This is a genomic window from Legionella sp. W10-070, assembly GCF_900640175.1.
Lineage (GTDB): Bacteria > Pseudomonadota > Gammaproteobacteria > Legionellales > Legionellaceae > Tatlockia.
Genome location: NZ_CAAAJC010000005.1, coordinates 64,230 through 81,867 on the forward strand (window position 1 = coordinate 64,230; position 17,638 = coordinate 81,867).

The window sequence follows — 17,638 nt, forward strand, 5'->3', positions numbered from 1 at the left end:
ATTTGGACACTCCGGTTAAGAGATAATTTGCTTAATTGGAGCTATCTATGGCGTTCTGGGTTTAAATTCTTTACTTTCATTAAAATTTCAAATCCACAAGCATGAGCATAATTTTGCAATGTTCTCCAACTAGGATTTACAACCCCTTTTTCTAATCTTGAAACATTACTTTTTTGCGTGCCCATTTTACGAGCAACCTCTTCTTGTGATAATCCTGATTTCTTACGCATAGTTAGTAACGTATCAATTAATACAAACTCTTCATTAAGATTCTCATACTCAGCTCTCACTTCATGGTTTTTTAAAGCTCTTTCTTTTAACGTTTGAATACTCATTTTCTTTCAACCTCCGCCTTTCTTTTTATGGCCAAATCAAGATCAGCCTTAGGAGTTTTTTGACTCTTCTTAACAAAAGCATGTAAAACGATTATATTTACCTTTCATATAACAATATAAAGAACGAGCTATCCCTTCTTGAGCTTTCGCTCTTATCTCGAACAATCCATCCCCCATTGCTTCTGTGTGAGGAGCACCTAAATTTGCTCCATGTTTTTCAATTAATTCTAGCAGCTTAATCATTCGAGCCTGGAGTTTTGGAGGCATGTTGAGAATATCATCTTCAACTGATTCATTGTAAAAATCTACCTTCCAAGTCATTTTTATTACTCTTTACTGTTATCATTTATGACAACCTTTATCTTGAAAAATGTCAAACTTTATATAAAATAACAAACGCAGCTTGGTTGGCATAGATCGATAACCAGGTTTTGACAATTAACGAGGAGCTCGCTTTTGGCAACCGGTTTTATAGAGTAATTGAATAATCAAATTCAAGGTTATTTATCTTGTAGGTTATATTTTTCTGGAAAACAAATCAATTATCACGGTCAGGTATAACCAGCCTTCATGTGTCGGAATATAAGTAATATCGGACACATAAGTACGATTGAGTTTATTGACTTTAAACTGTCTGTTTAAAACATTTTCAAAGAAAGGTTGCTTGTGATTACTGTCTGTTGTCACCTTGTATTTCTTTTTATATCGAACAAAAACGTTAGCCTCACGTATCAAACTACGGGTTTTTCTTTGGCCAACCGGATAGCTCAGTGCATTCAGCGCTTTTCTTATCCTGCGACTCCCATATGAGAATTTGCTGGATTCAGATATTTTTTTGACCCATTCCAGTAATTCCTGGTGCCACGGGTTATTTTCCGGCTTTGTCCGTTTTCGTTTTTGATAACTATAGTATCCCGAAGGAGTAACGCCGATTAGCCGGCACATCATGCCAACTGGCCAGTTCTTCTTATGCCGGGCGATAAACGAATATTTTATTTCGCTTCTTTCGCAAAGAAGACCGTTGCCTTTTTTAGGATTTCTTTCTCCATGGTCAACCGTCTGACTTCTTCTCGTAATTGACGAATTTCACGCTGTTCAGCAGTTAACTTCCCATCATCTCGGAAAGCCAAAGTATCTTTATCAGCCAACTCGCGAATCCAGCGGCTCAGAATATTTGAATCAATGCCCAAAATTCGGGCAGCTTCAGGAAAGGTATATCCTTGTTCAGTTACCAGACTGATGGCATCTAATTTAAATTCTTTAGTGTATTTTCTTCTTGTAGACATAGTGACCTCCAATTAAGCAAATTATCTCTTAACCGGAGTGTCCAAATCAATTAAACCACGTCATCCAGTCTCCACAATCTCTTTTTCAATTATTTTGTATAAATCCTTCTCCCATGGGCGTAGGAACTTTACTATTAAACGATTTTTCTTTCTCTTCCAGTTTCTCTGGCACTTTTTCTTTGAGTTTAGAGTCCTTGGAAGAACCAAAAATTGTCGATCTTATCCAATCGAACCGGGGATTGCGTTTATGCTCCAGCACCGGCTGATATTCTTGTAAAAACTTACTTATTGCCTCTTTAGACTGAAGCGACTCAATCTTATCAAAAATATTTTTTTCAATTGCCCGCTTGTCTTTTTTAGATAAGCTGGTCAGATTATTATTTTGAAAATGCTTAGGCAATAACTGATTGATTATCATGGTGCGAGCTTCATTTAGCTTTTGAGGCGCAATAGTGCTTTTAAAACAGAGAGTAACAAAACCAGACGATTCCATTCTTGGCGGAGTATATTTTGTGGCTTTTGAAGTTGCTGACTCCAGCACTCGCAGCGCTTCATTGACTTGCTTACCATCGGCATTAGCCATAACAGCCTTTACAGCACTTTCATCTCCTTGGACTGCATAGTCAAGTAAATTAGACCATTTTTCCAAGGTAATATGGGATGTATATTCCTCTTCAAAGTCATGAATATCCCAAGATATTACAATATCTTTGCTCACTAATTGATAAACATTCATTTTTTCTCCTGATATCCAATAACTAAAGAAAATATAACAGTTACCTTTTTATATTTAAAATCGATTTTTTTTATAGCAACAATTTATAAATTTAATCAATTAATTTAAATTATAGTCAGGCAAATGTTGATTGTTCTGTTTATTCCATTTTTTCCATCTGTAACCCTCCCTTAAAATAACACCATTCAAAAATAGAGTTTCTCCATAATAGAAACGATGAAACGCAGCCGATTTACAGAGCATCAGATATTAAATATTTTAAAACATGTAGAGAATGGCCGTCTGGTGAAGGATGTCTGTCGCGAGTATGGCATATCCGATGCGACCCATTACAACTGGAAAGCAATGAACTGAGGCGATTTTTTAGATGAGGTAGGTTCACGTTCCTGAACGTTTTTTGATGGTAACCATAGCTCTTCCTTGAGCCACATTTCATGCTCATTACAGGTTAATAATTGATCGATAGTAATTGGCATCGCGTCATACTGATATGTAAGCAGGCGCTTGTTCTACATTAGCCTGTCGAGGCATATGAGTTTTAAATAAGGAAAAATAGTTAGCATAGGAGTCTGGGTTGTCTGGTTTATAATTTTTAAATGCTGTTTCTTCAGTACTGGAATCGATAGTTGAGGATTGACCCTTTTTAATTGCATTGCGATACTTTCTATGAAGCTGCACCCTCAATGCATTATACGTTTCCTTATCGCCTTCTGCATGGCTTTCTTCCGCTTTCCTTACTAAACGTTGTATTCCTTGGTTATTTTCAACGTATAAAGACTGTTTGTTTTGACTATATGCAACCACAGTCTGTATACCTCTGACAGCAATCTTAAACGGATATAAGATCATTCCAACAGCCAGCGTCGAGCCCAGTATACATTGTGAATATCCCTCAAGAAGTCGCATGCCAAAATCTATAAAATCATTTTTCAAACGTTGCAATCGGGTTTGTCGTTTATCAGCATAGATTAGACTGCTGGCAATTTTTAACACGAGAACAGGCACGGCCAATCCAAATTTCAGGACACTCCCGGCTAAATGATAGATGCTTCGTAGTGGCTGCCCTAAATCCAAAAGAAAGTGGTAGGTGGATTTGTAAGGTTTACCATAATTACTATAATATTTATTCGTTTGGTAGATAAAATTAAAAGGGTTTGGTTGTAGATTCAGCAACGGAGATTCTGGTTTACTGCGGTGTGGATAGGCTTTAAAAGGCGGCTTCTCTCGTTTTCCTTTTTCAGTACCGCTGTTTACGTATCCTACATAAGATTCTGTAATATGTTCTGCTTCCTTGGCATCAAGTAGAAATTGTTTACCAAATAATACGTTAAAGAAATTAAATAGTTTCTCTGGAAGTCTGATTCTATACTTGCTGTAGCTTTCTACTGCTTTAACCTTTCTTGGCACAAAATATCGATCAAACCAGCTTTCATATTGTTTTAATTCTTCTTCACTGCCAGAGCACAATGCTGGAAGTAATTTTGCAGCATTTTCTATTCCTGCATTTAGGCCTTTAAAATAAGATAAGCCAAGGGCCGCATCGCCTACTAGCAAAATTTGTCGTCTATTTGCATTGTCTTGCTTCCAAACTACTTTGGCTCGTGTTGCCGGTGCTTCATTAACGCTTATTCTTGCCTCATCAATTCGCAGGGAGTGGTTCTTATGAGTATAATGAGCAATCCTCAAGCCTAAATAACCCTTAATTAAATCAAGTAATTGAGAAGGTAATTGTTCAACTTTCTCTTGATTCGGGCTAAAAGGCAGAATAGGATTTTTTGAAGTGGCAATCGCTTGTAGTTGTCCAAAATGCTCTTTTGAAATCATTACTTGAAAAGTAATCGGAGTTTTACCGTCATCATCTTTTTTACCAACAAACTCTTGGCAAACCACACCATAAGCCTGCATAAAAGCACTTAATGCGCTAAGCTGGCAGGATTTTACTGGCTGCTCTCCTTCAACCTCAAACCTCAACTGCATTACATAATCAAAAGGAAATTTTTGAATGTTATCCTCACCAAAGACTTCCCTTGAAACAACACTATGCGTACCATCTGCACCTAGAACTAGTCTTGCATTAGGAAACCTATCGTATACGTCTTCTTTTACATTCTTAACTTCCTCGCCTGTTCTTATTTCTATACCCAACTCTTCTGCATATTGTCTCAGGGTCTGCTCTACTTCATTGGTACGTATATGCCGGTTAATTTTTATTCTTTTATACAATTCACTTAATTTCTCATCACCCCCGCAGGCTTTGATAAATTTTCCTAACTGCCTATAGTCCATACTCAAGTTATGGCTACGTTGGTATTGCTCATATTTTTCAAGCATAATGATCTTAGGTTTCGGATTTTTCTTTTTCATTAATCCTATTGCATTTAAAAGACCTAAAGGTCCTGCACCTACCACCACTATATCAACATCTTGACCTTCAAATTTACCCATCCGACTTCCAAAAAGGACAATTTATGGCCGGATTGTACACAATTATGCTTAAGAGACTATTAACGGTAATTATAGTATGCAGTGAATCAACGACTTAACCAGATAGATCTATCCTGGTTAATTGACCAGTTATTTTTAATGTATTATTTTTAAAATATATGCGTAATTTTGACAGCCATTGGACAATAAACCACATCACTTTAGATGATGCCAGTGGTTAAACATGGAGGTTTCAACTGTGCAGGCAAACTTTGAAAAAACTCAATTGATGAGTATAGCAGCCATCAAAATGCAATACGAACCAAGAGAAATCCCTACTCCGCCCATGGAGGATCCTCCCTTGCCAGCGCCTGAGGAGCCTGGGCCGTCACACATCCCTGAAACAGAACCAGTCAACGAACCAGAACCCCAGCCAGAGAAAACCCCTGAACCTGAGCCGCTGGAAAAGCCTGAACCAATCCCAAAGGGATAACAATCAATCTATGATGGAGCACAAACCGTCATTCCTGGGTTAAATAAGTGCGGCGTTCGGTCATGGTTTCAATGCTGTTAACAACGCTCTGATAGCAAATTTCATCCATGATGGGAATATCCTTCAAGGAGATGCCAGAATGAATGCCATAAGCAATAAAAAGGCTATCCTGCCATGTTTTTTCATTTTTCCTTGCTTTTGTTTTTAACCACAAAGCAATCCATAAAAAATGAAAGAGCCACCTCTCCCTGTGAGCTTCCAGTTCATCAGCAAATACAGAACTGATTGCCTCTTCCATGTCACAGACCTTTACTCCTTCGACAATCGAACAAAAGCGGTTGACCAACTTGTCGATATGGGCATTTTCCACATACCAGGATTCGGTAAACTGCTTCTCTTTGGGCCAGGATTTCGTACGCTTAAATGATAAATGCATTGCCTCCGGCGTGAATGGCGTAATCTGGATACTCAACTGGTCGATTAAATAGGGGGCGTCAATTAACGTCGGCTGAAAATGAATGCCCAGCAACTCCTGGATTTCCAGTAAATGCAGATCAGGCATCATTTCCTGTTCAATCATTCGGGCTAAAAAATGCCCGACCATCATTGTCAGATAAGAAATATCAACCTCACGCAAAGTGACCGAGTTATCAAACGCTTCATCATAATATTTTATCACTTCATCTGCAGGAATTGCCGGTGTAACCCAGGCGTCCTTAATGCCGAACTCATCTTTAAGCAACAGGCCGCACAGATAATTCTTTCTGCCTTTTTTTACATGAATAAAAATCCCCTGGGCACCACTACCATCTACCTCACTGGCCTTTATTTTGATGGTGGGCTTTTTTGCATCTCCCTGGCTAAAAACAACCCCTTTCATGCGCTGAATTTTTATCCAATTATCAAACTGCTTATGGTAAGAACCAGGGTACCAGTTTTTAATCGTCTGCAGACGGGACAATGAGACAGGGCTTAAGGTAATATGTCTTATCAATTGCTCAAAAGTGGCAATAACAATACTGCGAACCTCTTGCTTGGGATGTAACAGCGCCAGTAATGCAATATCCTGCCCCTCTTCCAGGTTATACAGATCAAGCATCAAATCAGAAAAAAAATCCGCAGGCATTGCATAACTTTGTGCAAAAAAATTCTCAGCAATATCAAACACTGATAAGTCCGCCAATTCTGCAATTATCTCGCGAATAGCAGTTAAATGATCCAGTTCATCTTCAGGTGATAAATCATCTTCCTGACTTGCTAAATTAAGGTAAGCGTTTCTCAACTCGGGAACTAACTCAACGTGGGATTCATAGAAGGCATTTAAAACAGGCAACCAGAAACTTAGGGAATGTTTGCCGCTACTAATTGTCCTGGCAATCGCCAGCATCAACTCCCTTAAGGATTTGAAGGCTACTTTATTGCCACTTTCACAAGCGGACTGCAACTGTGCCACACAAATTTCCATAGCAAAGATACAAGCGGAATAATAAGCACGCTCTTCATCTATTTCACTATCGTCCAATAGATTAATTAGTTCGACAAGGCGTAGGGCAAGCTCTGGCTCCTGCAAGAAAGGAGCATAATGATGAACCTCCGGATCGACGCTTTGTTCTATTAAAGCAGCCATATCCTCTATCCACCGTTTTAAACTTTCAATATTAGCTGTCATGTTGCATCAGATACCTGTCTCGGCTTGCCTTTTTCATCAATGGCAACAAAAATAAAGGTACCTTCCGTTACCCGATATCGTCCACCGCTGGTCGCAGGTTCTGCCCATACTTCTACGGCTATTGTCATGGAGCTGTTCCCGCGTTTGATTAACTCCACATGGCAACTAACAATATCACCCACATGAACAGGCTTCATGAAGGTCATACTGTGGATAGCAACAGTGGCAACCCGGCCACGCGCTATTTTTTTTGCTAAAACACCAGCCGCCAGATCCATTTGGGAAACCAGCCAGCCGCCAAAAATATCGCCATTGGCATTGGTATCCGCAGGCATTGCCAGCGTTTGTATAGTGATTTCCCCACGAGGCTGATCCATGTGTCAGGAGCCTCGTTTTAATTTTGCTAACGCATCAGCCATTGCCGTATTAAATATTGTTTTTTTAACGGTCGGCTTCTTGTTGGCTGGTTCCACCTTCTTTGCTACAGTCTGTTTTTTAGCAGGCTGGGCTTTTCTGGCTATGAACTGCTGTTTAACGGCTTTTTTCTGTCCTGTTGACGCCTTCTCTTCAGTCAACTTCATACTTAACCCAATGCGACGCCGCTCTGTATCAACCTCAACCACTTTGACCGTAACAATATCGCCTGCCTTTACAACGGCATGCGGATCATTGATGAAACGATGGGTCATGGCAGAAATATGCACCAAACCATCCTGGTGAACCCCAATATCGACAAAAGCACCAAAATTAGTCACATTAGAAACCACACCTTCAAGGATCATGCCCTCCTGCAAGTGGCTGATATCTTCGACTCCCTCTTTAAAATTAGCTGTCTTGAACTCCGGGCGTGGATCGCGGCCAGGCTTTTCCAATTCGCGCAAGATATCGCGGACAGTTGGCAATCCGTATGCTTCATCGACATACTGTTCTGCATTTACACTTTGCAATAATTCACGATTGCCAATAATCTGCCTTATCTCTATCTTTTTATCGGCAAGAATCTTTTCTACCAATGGATACGATTCCGGGTGAACGCAAGAAGCATCCAGGGGATTACTGCCACTCATGATGCGTAAAAAACCTGCAGCCTGTTGGAACGTTTTCTCTCCCATGCGGGCAACATGCTTTAATTGCTCACGATCAGTAAATGCACCATGTTCATCGCGGTATTGCACCAAATTCTTGGCCAATGTCTCATTTAGGCCGGAAACGCGGGTAAGTAAGGCGGCAGAAGCCGTATTGACATCAACCCCTACAGCATTCACACAATCTTCAACTACCCCATTTAAGCTACGGGCCAAACGTGCCTGGTTGACATCATGCTGATATTGGCCAACGCCAATTGATTTGGGTTCGATCTTCACCAGTTCAGCCAAGGGATCCTGTAGCCGCCTGGCAATGGAAACCGCGCCACGCAAAGAAACATCCAGGTCAGGGAATTCATTCGCCGCCAATTCCGATGCCGAATAAACAGAGGCGCCTGCCTCACTGACCATAACTTTTGCCAGCTTCAAATCCGGATACATTTTCATCATATCGGCAACCAGACGCTCCGTTTCACGTGCACCGGTTCCATTTCCTATGCTGATCAGGCTCACCTGATGCTTCGCAGCCAGTTTGGCCAACTCAGCAAGGGCCTGATGCCATTCATTCTGCGGAGCGAAAGGAAAAACAGTGGTATAGTCAACAAGCTTTCCTGTCGCATCAACAATTACAACCTTTACACCGGTGCGAATAGCGGGATCAAGCCCCATCGTCACTTGAGGGCCTGCAGGTGCAGCTAATAACAAGTCCCGTAAATTACGGGTAAAAACATGGATTGCCTCTTCGTCAGCCATTTCACGCAGACGGGTCAGTATTTCGAGTTCCAGCTTGGTGAATAATTTGATTTTCCACGTCATACGGACCGTATCAGCTAACCAGGCGTCAGCAGTCCTTCCCTCATCGCCGATACTAAAATGAGCCGCTACGCGTTTTTCGCCATACCCTGAGTCCTCTGGCAGAAGCAAGGATAACTGCAAAACACTTTCACGCCGACCACGAAACAGGGCCAAGGCACGGTGGGAGGGGATTTTTTTAACAGCTTCCGAGTAATCAAAGTAATCGGCAAACTTGTTGGCAGCCGCTTTTTTTCCTGTATTAGTAGCCGCTGACTTCAGTACAGCATGCTGCCATAAATATTCACGCAGTTCGTTAAGGAGTTCCGCGTCCTCTGAAAATAGTTCCATGAGAATTTGCCGGGCACCTTCAAGTGCAGATTTCACATCATCAATGCCCGCTTCAGCATTAATAAAATCTGCTGCATGCACTTCCGGATCCAGAGAGGGGGTTTTCCACAAAGCGAGCGCAAGAGGTTCAAGCCCTGCTTCCCGGGCAAGCTGTGCTTTGGTACGCCGCTTGGGTCGATAAGGTAAGTACAAATCCTCCAGGCGGGTTTTGGTATCGGCAGCCAGAATGGCGTTTTCCAGCTCAGGCGTCAACTTCTCCTGCTCACGGATAGATTGTAAAATGACCGTACGCCGCTCATCCAATTCACGCAGGTAATATAACCGTTCAGCGAGCTGCCTTAATTGCGTATCATCAAGGCCTTCAGTTGCCTCTTTACGGTAACGTGCGATAAAGGGCACTGTAGCACCTTCATCTAAAAGACGAATTGCTGTTTCAACTTGCGAAACGTTGACCTTAAGCTCCCGGGCAATAATCACCGCTGGTGCCAATCTCTCTTGAGTCATTCACATCCCCGTAAAACATAATAAAAAACGCATGGCATTATATACCGATTAGCTTGTATTTTGCGAATTTTAGGCAGTATTAATATTGGACCGTCTGAGGCTGGCGATGCCTGCCGCGATCCTTGAACAGTTTAAAAATCCTGCCACCTGCCATTTCACTCAACAGTCACCGATTTCGCCAGATTCCTTGGTTGATCGACATCCGTTCCTTTGGCTACAGCAACATGGTAAGCCAATAATTGCAAAGGAATTGTATATAGAATAGGGGCAATCCAGCGGCCACAGGCTGGAACATGAATTAATCGTGCGCCATTGGTTTCCCAGGCTTTTGAATCATCGACAAAAACAATTAATTGGCCACCTCTGGCACTGACCTCATGGAGATTAGATTTTAATTTGTCGAATAATTCATCATTTGGTGCCACAGCAATCACCGGCATATCCTTATCCACCAGCGCAAGAGGTCCATGTTTAAGCTCGCCAGCGGGATAGGCTTCTGCATGGATGTATGAAATTTCCTTAAGCTTCAACGCACCTTCCATTGCCACTGGATATTCTACGCCACGCCCCAGGAACAGGGCATGTGCCTTGTTAACAAACAAAGCCGCCAGTCCCTTAATTTCCTCGTTCATTTTTAATACACGCTCACAGCAGGCAGGCAGCTCCTGTAATTCTGCAAGGATCTGGGTTGCTCGTTCATCTTTACAAAGGGCCGCGGCAAGCATAAGAAAAGCAGCAAGCTGGGTGGTAAATGCTTTGGTAGATGCCACACCTATTTCAACTCCCGCACGCGTCAGAAATACACAATCGGATTCTCTGACCAGTGTACTGGTAGCAACATTACAAATGGCTAAACTAGCTAAATAATTCATTGATTTTGCTTTATAAAGCGCAGCCAGGGTATCTGCCGTTTCTCCAGATTGTGAAATGGTAATAAATAACGTATTGTCCCCTACAACCACATCACGATAGCGATACTCACTAGCTATCTCAACCTGAGTCGGCAAGCCGGTTAATGATTCCAGCCAATATCGGGCAATCAGGCCTGCGTGATAACTTGTGCCGCAGGCGACAATATGAATTTGCCTTAGCTGGGCAAAAATAGAAGAAGCTCGTTCACCAAAACTGGTTTTCAGTACTTCCCTGCTGCTGACCCTTCCCTCCAAGGTATCGGCAAGAACCCTGGTTTGCTCATGGATTTCTTTCAACATAAAATGGCGATAAGAGCCTTTGCTGACCGTTTGATTATCGTCATCCAAGCGATGGGCCAACCGCTCAACAGCCTCTCCTTCGGCGTTAAACAAAAACACTTTATCCGCACTCAGGCAGGCACTATCCCCTTCTTCAAGGTAGATTACCGATTGTGCAAAGGCGCGTAATGCCAAAGCATCTGAGGCAATAAATTGTTCACTCAACCCCAAACCAACAACCAATGGGCTACCCTTGCGAATAGCAACCAGCTCTTGCGGGCGTTGCTGATGGATAACACCTAAAGCAAACGCCCCTTTCATTTCCCGGGAGGCCTCCTGAACAGCCCGCAGCAAATCTTCATGCTGTTGATAATAAGAATGGATTAAGTGGACCGCCACCTCGGTATCTGTTTCCGAACTGAACTGGTAGCCTTTGGCGCTTAGCTTCTCTCGGAGTGCATCGTGGTTTTCGATAATTCCATTGTGCACCACGGCAATTTCATCATGGGAAGTATGGGGATGAGCATTTAACTCACATGGCTTGCCATGGGTCGCCCAACGTGTATGCGCAATGCCCAGATTTCCAGTAATTGCGGTTTTTTGTATTGCATCCGCTAAAGCCTGTACTTTTCCCTGGATCCTTATTCGCCCCAAATGCCCGGAGCCATCGATTAAGGCCATACCAGCCGAATCATAGCCCCGGTACTCAAGGCGTCTTAATCCCTCCAATAAAATCTTGCTGATATCACGTTGCGATGCTGCACCGATGATTCCACACATAGCGACTCTCCTTACCCTATCCCCTGTATCCTCATACTGTAGGATACAGGGGAAAAATCTGCAAAAATGGCAAAAGTATGCCACATAAATGCTAAAACCTAAATATTTGCAGGCAATTGGCACAACACTCGATAACCGTGTGCTTTCATTGCTTCACAAATTTCATAGGCCAGATACTGATGGGCGCGGGTCGTAGGATGTATTTCATCCCAAAACAAATAGCTCTCCGGGGTATCACAAACATAATAGTTCTTTTCTCCAGCAGCAAACTGACTATCCTGATATTGTAATAACTGTGCATATTGCAATACATAATTTCCCCTGAAGGGTGAATTAGTAACCTTGGAAATCATGGGCAATTTGACGTCAATGCAAGCATCGGTGATATTGGAAAAACCATATTGCTGCGGGTTGGCCAACGCCCTTTGCAAATACTGCTCCAGATCAATGTAGAGAAAATCAACTTCAGGCGATGCTTTTTGCCACTCTTCGACCCGCTTTTGCAATCGCTCATTATGCTGATAGATGGCAGCTGTCAGCACAGGCCTGTCTGTGGTATATATAAACTTTGGCGTCAAACCCACATCAGGCAACCCCAAAACCACAATATGCCGCGCCCCTGCTTTGGTTAGCTTGCGTACACCTGAAGTAATACTATCCAGCACGTTATCGATATAGTTACTCATCACCGCCGGATTATAATTATCTTCAAAAAATAAAACGTTCAGGTAATCATTAGCACCCGTAAATACGAAGTAAACGGTATCCTCATCCAGGGTTTCATTGATCATTAAATAGGCTTGCACAGTCAAACCCAGGCTTGGCGGTATTAATTTGCCAACAATTAAATTTTTTAAAGTTCCCAGCGGATGACGAATTAAGTTCCAGGTAGTGAGCTGATGAGCATAAGTGACTGCCCAACTGCCACCAAAAGCCTGATTGCTGTAATCCTGATTACCCTCTCTGTCAAGACCGATCATCGGCGCAAGGTATTCATTCCACACCCGGCCGTTGGAAAAATGAGCCTGCCAGTAAGGTGCTGCTGGAATGACCGGCACCTTGCGAACTTTTCCAACAATAGAAGCTAACAAGGGTCCTAACTCTGTATCAAAAAAATGAGTAACCACCTCAATGCCGGCATCTAATACCATCTGAGGGACATAGTAATCAGCAGCAAATTCTTCCATCCTGTTAATAACAAAAATTTTTAGAGGATGGACCAGATAAGCAGGGCTTTCATCTTGCCGCAGACTTTTCATAAGATGCGCCGTATTGCCATTATCGGATAAGCTATCACCAAAAATAACCATCGCGTTTATTGGCTTAGCCGCAAAGAGAGTAAGGGGACAGTAAAAAACCAAAAGACATAACCAATAGCACATCCTGGTGCGATATGACATAATCTCTCCTTAGATTTAAAATTCCATTAGCGCCTGCTTGCCTCAATATTTGCCATAAGAGGGGAGGTGGTTATTAATAACCTGTCTAGTAGATTAGATCCTGGTTTTCTTTTTTGTCAATAAAATCCTGAAGCAAGGAAAATTACGATGTCCACCGCCTTACAAACACTTATTAGTTTAGAAAAAGACGCGCGGGATTTTGGTTTTGACTGGCCAGATCAGCAAATGATTATTGAGCAGGCAATCAGCGAGTGTGAAGAGATTAGCGAAGCCATTGCCAAAGGTGAAGGCAAGGAGCGCATCCAGGAGGAAATTGGCGATTTGCTGCATACCGCAATTTCTCTATGCCTTTTTTCAGGATTTGAACCAGAACAAACACTTGCAAACGTCGTTGATAAATTTAGCTCCAGATTGCTGGCCTTGAAAGAAATTACAAAAAAGCAAGGGCTTAGCACCCTTAAAGGCCAATCTATCCAATTCATGATGGAACTCTGGCTGGAAGCAAAATCTTCTGCTCAAACTACAGCGAAGAGGTAAATTTTTTCTATCGCAATTCAGGACTCGTAAATTTCACTTTGATTTTCACTGATTGACTTAGCCGCAACGATTTGTAAGCAAATCGACTATAATTTAAAGCGAGAATTGATAAATTAAAGCATTACAGGCAGTTGAATTTTATGAAAATCAAACTTGAATCAATGAAAATTAATCCGTCTGAAACAGGCAACGACACTAAGCTTGTTTGTATGTATAATGATGAAATAGTGTGCACCGCTCAACTTACTTCATCCAGGGAAGGCCTTCAGTTAAAATGGATTGAAACGGAGGATCAGTATAAAAACAAGGGAATAGCAACCGAGGTGATGGAGCATATAGCAAATCAGGCTTTATCAAAAAATCTAAACCTTGTCATTAAAGCAGTGGATGAATCGACGCTTAACTTTTATTACAAGTGGTTTATAAGAAGGCTTGGTAACAGCCATATTGATATTGAGGATATCAAGGATAAATTTAATAACCTGGTTGATGATGAATCTCTTATTATCACGCTGTCGCCCGATGATTTAACATGGCATCTATCAGAAGTAAGAGCTACATCGCCAAAATTATAATGCGCCACTCTATACCGCGAAAGACTAAATTGCCAAACAGCATAATATTTTAAAAATCATAAGGGAAAGCCCTGAAGTTCGCTCCCATCCAGATGGTTCTCATTGAAAATATCAAATTACTTGACTATAGATTAAGAATAAAAGCATAAAAATAAGCAGGGAGGTAGACGCGAAAATGAAACTTCCTATTCAGGTGGTATTCCGTAACATGGATCCATCGCCCGCTGCTGAAGATAAAGCCCGCAGCCTCGCCAACAAGCTGGATCGTTATTATGATCGCATCATGAGCTGTCGCGTGGTCATTGAAGCCCACCATCGCCACCATTACAAAGGCAACATCTACCATGTCCGCATTGATTTAACCCTGCCGCACTCTGAACTGGTGGTCAGCCGAGATCCCTCACAAAATCATGCTCATGAAGATGTGTACGTAGCTATCCGGGACGCCTTCAATGCCATCAAAAGACAACTTCAAGATCATGTCGATAAGCAGCGGGGACGAGTGAAACACCATGAGCCCACGCCCCAGGGACGGATTACTGAAATTTATCCGCCAGCTGATTATGGTTACATTGAAACAATCGATGGCAGAAGGCTTCGCTTTACCAGTAGCAGTGTGGTCGATTATGACTTTGAAAGCCTTGAGATTGGTGATAGAGTGAGTTTCATTGAAGCCGAAAACACCAGTGCCAAAGAAACTGCAGCCAGCACAGTCTATATCGAGAACAAAAATTCTGTTGCCGATCGAACAGTTGAAAAATAGCAATAGATAAGGACTATTATTTGGAGGTTCGTTCTATGCAAGTTGGTGAGTTCTGTAATCGTGAAGTTGTCATTCTTTATGGCGATGAATCAGTAAAAGCCGCTGCCGAACTGATGCGCTCACATCATGTAGGCGACGTGGTACTGGTTGAAGAACAGCAAGGAAAGTGCGTCCCTACAGGCCTCATTTCAGACCGCGATCTGGTTGTGGAAGTAATGGTACCCGGACTTCAACCGGAAAAGTTGGCTGCAAAGGATATTGTTACCCGTCCCGTCTTGCTGGCGCATGAAAAAGACAGCCTTTTTGATGCCTTGGAGGTTATGCGAGAAAAGGGAATCCGGCGTTTGCCGGTGGTTGATGACAATCAGGCCCTGATAGGCATTATAACGATTGACGACATTATTGATATCCTGACCGAGATGCTTGGTTGTGTAGTGCAGGTTATCAAACGGCAACGGGATTTGGAAACGCAAGAAAGACCTTAACCAGGCATGAGTAAATTAAAGGCTGCAGGTGCCCATCACTAATGGCCCTTGATTATCTTGTGCTCCGTTACCCGATGCGTTAATGTCATTAGTAAATATCAAAGGAATGAAATAAGTGAACGGCGCAGAGCTTGTTGTGAAATGTCTGGAAGCCCAGGGAGTAGATTGTATCTTTGGTATTCCCGGTGCCAAAGTGGATGCTATTTTCAATGCCCTGCTTGACTCCAAAATCAGGTTAATCCTTTGTCGTCATGAACAAAATGCTGCCTTTATGGCCGCAGCATACGGGCGGCTTACACAAAAGCCGGGCGTTGTGCTGGTTACCTCGGGGCCTGGGGTAGCTAACCTTGCAACAGGGCTTTTAACTGCAACAACAGAGGGCGATCCGGTAGTGGCCATCGGTGGAAACGTACCTCGATCCATGCATTTTAAGCACTCTCACCAGGCAGCAGACAATGCCCGACTGATGGAGGCAGTGGCCAAATACAGCGTTGAGGCAGTCAGTGCTGTTAACATTGCCCAAATCATTGCAACGGCCTTTAAACAGGCAACTATGCCCCGTGCAGGTGCCTGCTTCATTAGCTTCCCCCAGGATATATTGAGCGAATCGGTGGAGGAACTGATTATCCGCCCACCGCAAAAGAGAGAACAGTTGCGTGCTGGCGAAGCTACCATCAGCAGGGCAGCAGCATTAATTGCTCAAGCAAAATTGCCCATTTTATTCCTTGGAGAAGAAGCAAGCCAACCTCAGAATACTCAGGCAATCCGCACCCTGCTTAGTCAAACCAGGATCGCCACCATCAGTACCTATCAGGCAGCAGGCGTGGTTTCAAGGGAGCTCTTCCCCTGTTTTGCCGGCCGTGTTGGCCTTTTTTGTAACCAGCCAGGAGACCGGTTGCTGGAAAAAGCCGACGTCATCCTGACCATTGGTTATAACCCGGTAGAATATGATCCGGAATCCTGGAATCCCAAAGCGGACAAGGTTATTCTTCACCTCGATGAGATATCTCCGGAAATCCGCTATGCTTACCAGCCACGTGTTGAAATTTTAGGCTCCATTGCGGAAAATATTACCTTACTTAAACAGGCTCTGGCCCAATATAAGCTGGCAAATAACCTTAGCGATGCAAAAATTTACCATGATGCATTGAATGAAAAAATTGCCATGGGCAAAACTAAAAAAGATTTCCCAATCCATCCTTTGCGCTTTATCCATGAACTGCGCCAATATGTGGACGATGAAACACTGATTAGCTGTGATATTGGCACGGTCTATATGTGGATGGCCCGTTATTTCCTTTCTTATCAACCACACCACCTGATGTTCAGCAACGGACAGCAAACACTGGGGGTCGCCCTGCCCTGGGCAATGGCTGCCAAACTGGCTTTTCCAAATAAAAAAGTGATTTCCATTTCAGGGGACGGGGGATTTTTATTTTCTGCCCAGGAACTGGAAACCGCTGTGCGTGAAAAATTGCACTTTGTACATTTCGTCTGGCAAGACGGCTGCTATAACATGGTCATGGAGCAGGAAATGATGAAATACCAGCGCGCCAGTGGGGTCTATTTTGGTAAAATTGATTTGATTCATTATGCACAGGCCTTTGGTGCAAAAGGCTTTGAATTAAAAAGCCCTGAAGAAATCATCCCGGTACTGCAGGAAGCACAGGCAGAACATGTTCCAGTGCTGATTAATGTTCCGATAGATTATCGTGATAACCCGGAGCTTTTTGCTGCTGTTAATCCTGATCCAATCCATTAGGAGAGAAAAATGATTACTCTAACCGCCTGGTTGGTCGTCCGGGTTGTATTTGCTGCCTTTTTTCTATATCCCATCTATGGGTTCTTAAGAAACTGGTCTTCTGCAAAGCAGACTGCAACGTTAATCTATCCGCGCTATCCTGCTTTGCAGGCAATACTCATGATCCTTCTCATGTTGATAATAGCCATCTCGATCTTGTTTGGCATTTATGGCCGAATTGGCGGCCTGGTTGCCCTGATATTTTCTCTGCTAGGGGTCGTTGCTCACCACGCCTGCTCACGCAGCCTGGCCAAACTGCAACTGTCAAAGGCTGCCTCGGCTGAGGATCAAGCGATTTTCACCCAGGCAAAAGAAATAGGACAAATCGGCCATCTTACCTCCGCACAAAAAAACTATGTCATTGCAGCAATTTCTTTTTTCTTTATGCTGCTTGGTACAGGGCCATTTAGCGTAACACCGTAACCAGGGAGA

Annotated in this window: 15 protein-coding genes and 3 pseudogenes; 8 read left to right on the plus strand and 10 right to left on the minus strand. The window is 42.9% G+C overall.

Features of this window, described 5'->3' with window-relative positions:
• Positions 1 to 41: 41 nt before the first annotated feature.
• From E1O65_RS03215 to E1O65_RS03230, 4 genes and pseudogenes are all read right to left on the minus strand, one after another.
• A complete protein-coding gene (locus E1O65_RS03215; RefSeq protein WP_133132159.1) occupies positions 42 to 335 on the minus strand; it encodes a helix-turn-helix transcriptional regulator in 294 nt (97 codons plus the stop codon).
• Positions 332 to 656: pseudogene (locus E1O65_RS03220) on the minus strand (type II toxin-antitoxin system RelE/ParE family toxin). The gene E1O65_RS03215 and the pseudogene E1O65_RS03220 overlap by 4 nt, the downstream one beginning before the upstream one ends.
• A gap of 198 nt (positions 657 to 854) precedes the next feature.
• Positions 855 to 1,621: pseudogene (locus tag E1O65_RS03225) on the minus strand (IS3 family transposase); the annotation flags it as partial.
• An 85-nt stretch (positions 1,622 to 1,706) separates the two neighbouring features.
• Entirely contained in the window at positions 1,707 to 2,357 is a 651-nt protein-coding gene (locus tag E1O65_RS03230; protein WP_133132160.1) for a hypothetical protein, read from the minus strand.
• A 216-nt stretch (positions 2,358 to 2,573) separates the two neighbouring features.
• Between E1O65_RS03230 and E1O65_RS03235 the strand changes: the two are divergent.
• Positions 2,574 to 2,702 (plus strand): annotated as a pseudogene (locus E1O65_RS03235) (transposase); the annotation flags it as partial.
• 135 nt (positions 2,703 to 2,837) lie between these two features.
• On the opposite strand, the gene E1O65_RS03240 reads toward E1O65_RS03235, so the two are convergent.
• Positions 2,838 to 4,802, minus strand: a complete 1,965-nt coding sequence (locus E1O65_RS03240) for a hypothetical protein (protein WP_133132161.1) — start codon at positions 4,800 to 4,802, stop codon at positions 2,838 to 2,840.
• Positions 4,803 to 5,025: 223 nt separating this feature from the next.
• Between E1O65_RS03240 and E1O65_RS03245 the strand changes: the two genes are divergently transcribed.
• On the plus strand, positions 5,026 to 5,274 hold the full coding sequence (locus E1O65_RS03245; RefSeq protein ID WP_133132162.1) for a hypothetical protein: 249 nt from the start codon (positions 5,026 to 5,028) through the stop codon (positions 5,272 to 5,274).
• 28 nt (positions 5,275 to 5,302) lie between these two features.
• Here the strand turns inward: E1O65_RS03245 and E1O65_RS03250 are convergent, their stop codons facing one another.
• The 5 genes from E1O65_RS03250 to plaC form a co-directional block, all read right to left on the minus strand.
• A complete protein-coding gene (locus E1O65_RS03250; RefSeq protein WP_133132163.1) occupies positions 5,303 to 6,943 on the minus strand; it encodes a hypothetical protein in 1,641 nt (546 codons plus the stop codon).
• Positions 6,940 to 7,320 (minus strand): acyl-CoA thioester hydrolase YciA, encoded by a 381-nt coding sequence (gene yciA / locus E1O65_RS03255; RefSeq protein ID WP_133132164.1) that lies wholly within the window; start codon positions 7,318 to 7,320, stop codon positions 6,940 to 6,942. The genes E1O65_RS03250 and yciA overlap by 4 nt, the downstream gene beginning before the upstream one ends.
• Positions 7,321 to 7,323: 3 nt before the next feature.
• Entirely contained in the window at positions 7,324 to 9,675 is a 2,352-nt protein-coding gene (locus tag E1O65_RS03260) for a Tex family protein (RefSeq protein WP_133132165.1), read from the minus strand.
• A gap of 155 nt (positions 9,676 to 9,830) precedes the next feature.
• Entirely contained in the window at positions 9,831 to 11,645 is a 1,815-nt protein-coding gene (gene glmS, locus E1O65_RS03265; RefSeq protein WP_133132166.1) for a glutamine--fructose-6-phosphate transaminase (isomerizing), read from the minus strand.
• Between the two features lie 98 nt (positions 11,646 to 11,743).
• Positions 11,744 to 13,045: a lysophospholipase/glycerophospholipid:cholesterol acyltransferase PlaC gene (gene plaC / locus E1O65_RS03270; protein WP_133132167.1), complete on the minus strand. Its 1,302-nt coding sequence runs from the start codon at positions 13,043 to 13,045 to the stop codon at positions 11,744 to 11,746.
• Positions 13,046 to 13,192: 147 nt separating this feature from the next.
• Between plaC and E1O65_RS03275 the strand changes: the two genes are divergently transcribed.
• The 6 genes from E1O65_RS03275 to E1O65_RS03300 all read left to right on the plus strand — a co-directional run bounded on the left by E1O65_RS03275 (position 13,193) and on the right by E1O65_RS03300 (position 17,629).
• Positions 13,193 to 13,582 carry a MazG nucleotide pyrophosphohydrolase domain-containing protein gene (locus tag E1O65_RS03275; protein ID WP_207384221.1) on the plus strand — a complete coding sequence of 130 codons (390 nt, stop codon included), beginning with the start codon at positions 13,193 to 13,195 and terminating at the stop codon, positions 13,580 to 13,582.
• A gap of 140 nt (positions 13,583 to 13,722) precedes the next feature.
• Entirely contained in the window at positions 13,723 to 14,157 is a 435-nt protein-coding gene (locus E1O65_RS03280; protein WP_133132168.1) for a GNAT family N-acetyltransferase, read from the plus strand.
• Between the two features lie 175 nt (positions 14,158 to 14,332).
• Entirely contained in the window at positions 14,333 to 14,920 is a 588-nt protein-coding gene (locus E1O65_RS03285; RefSeq protein ID WP_133132169.1) for an HPF/RaiA family ribosome-associated protein, read from the plus strand.
• A gap of 35 nt (positions 14,921 to 14,955) precedes the next feature.
• The gene (locus E1O65_RS03290) at positions 14,956 to 15,405 is read left to right on the plus strand and encodes a CBS domain-containing protein (RefSeq protein WP_133132170.1); all 450 of its coding nucleotides are present in this window, start codon (positions 14,956 to 14,958) and stop codon (positions 15,403 to 15,405) included.
• A gap of 115 nt (positions 15,406 to 15,520) precedes the next feature.
• Positions 15,521 to 17,167 carry an acetolactate synthase AlsS gene (alsS, locus tag E1O65_RS03295; RefSeq protein WP_133132171.1) on the plus strand — a complete coding sequence of 549 codons (1,647 nt, stop codon included), beginning with the start codon at positions 15,521 to 15,523 and terminating at the stop codon, positions 17,165 to 17,167.
• A gap of 9 nt (positions 17,168 to 17,176) precedes the next feature.
• Positions 17,177 to 17,629, plus strand: coding sequence for a hypothetical protein (locus tag E1O65_RS03300; RefSeq protein ID WP_133132172.1), 453 nt, complete (start codon positions 17,177 to 17,179; stop codon positions 17,627 to 17,629).
• Positions 17,630 to 17,638: the final 9 nt, after the last annotated feature.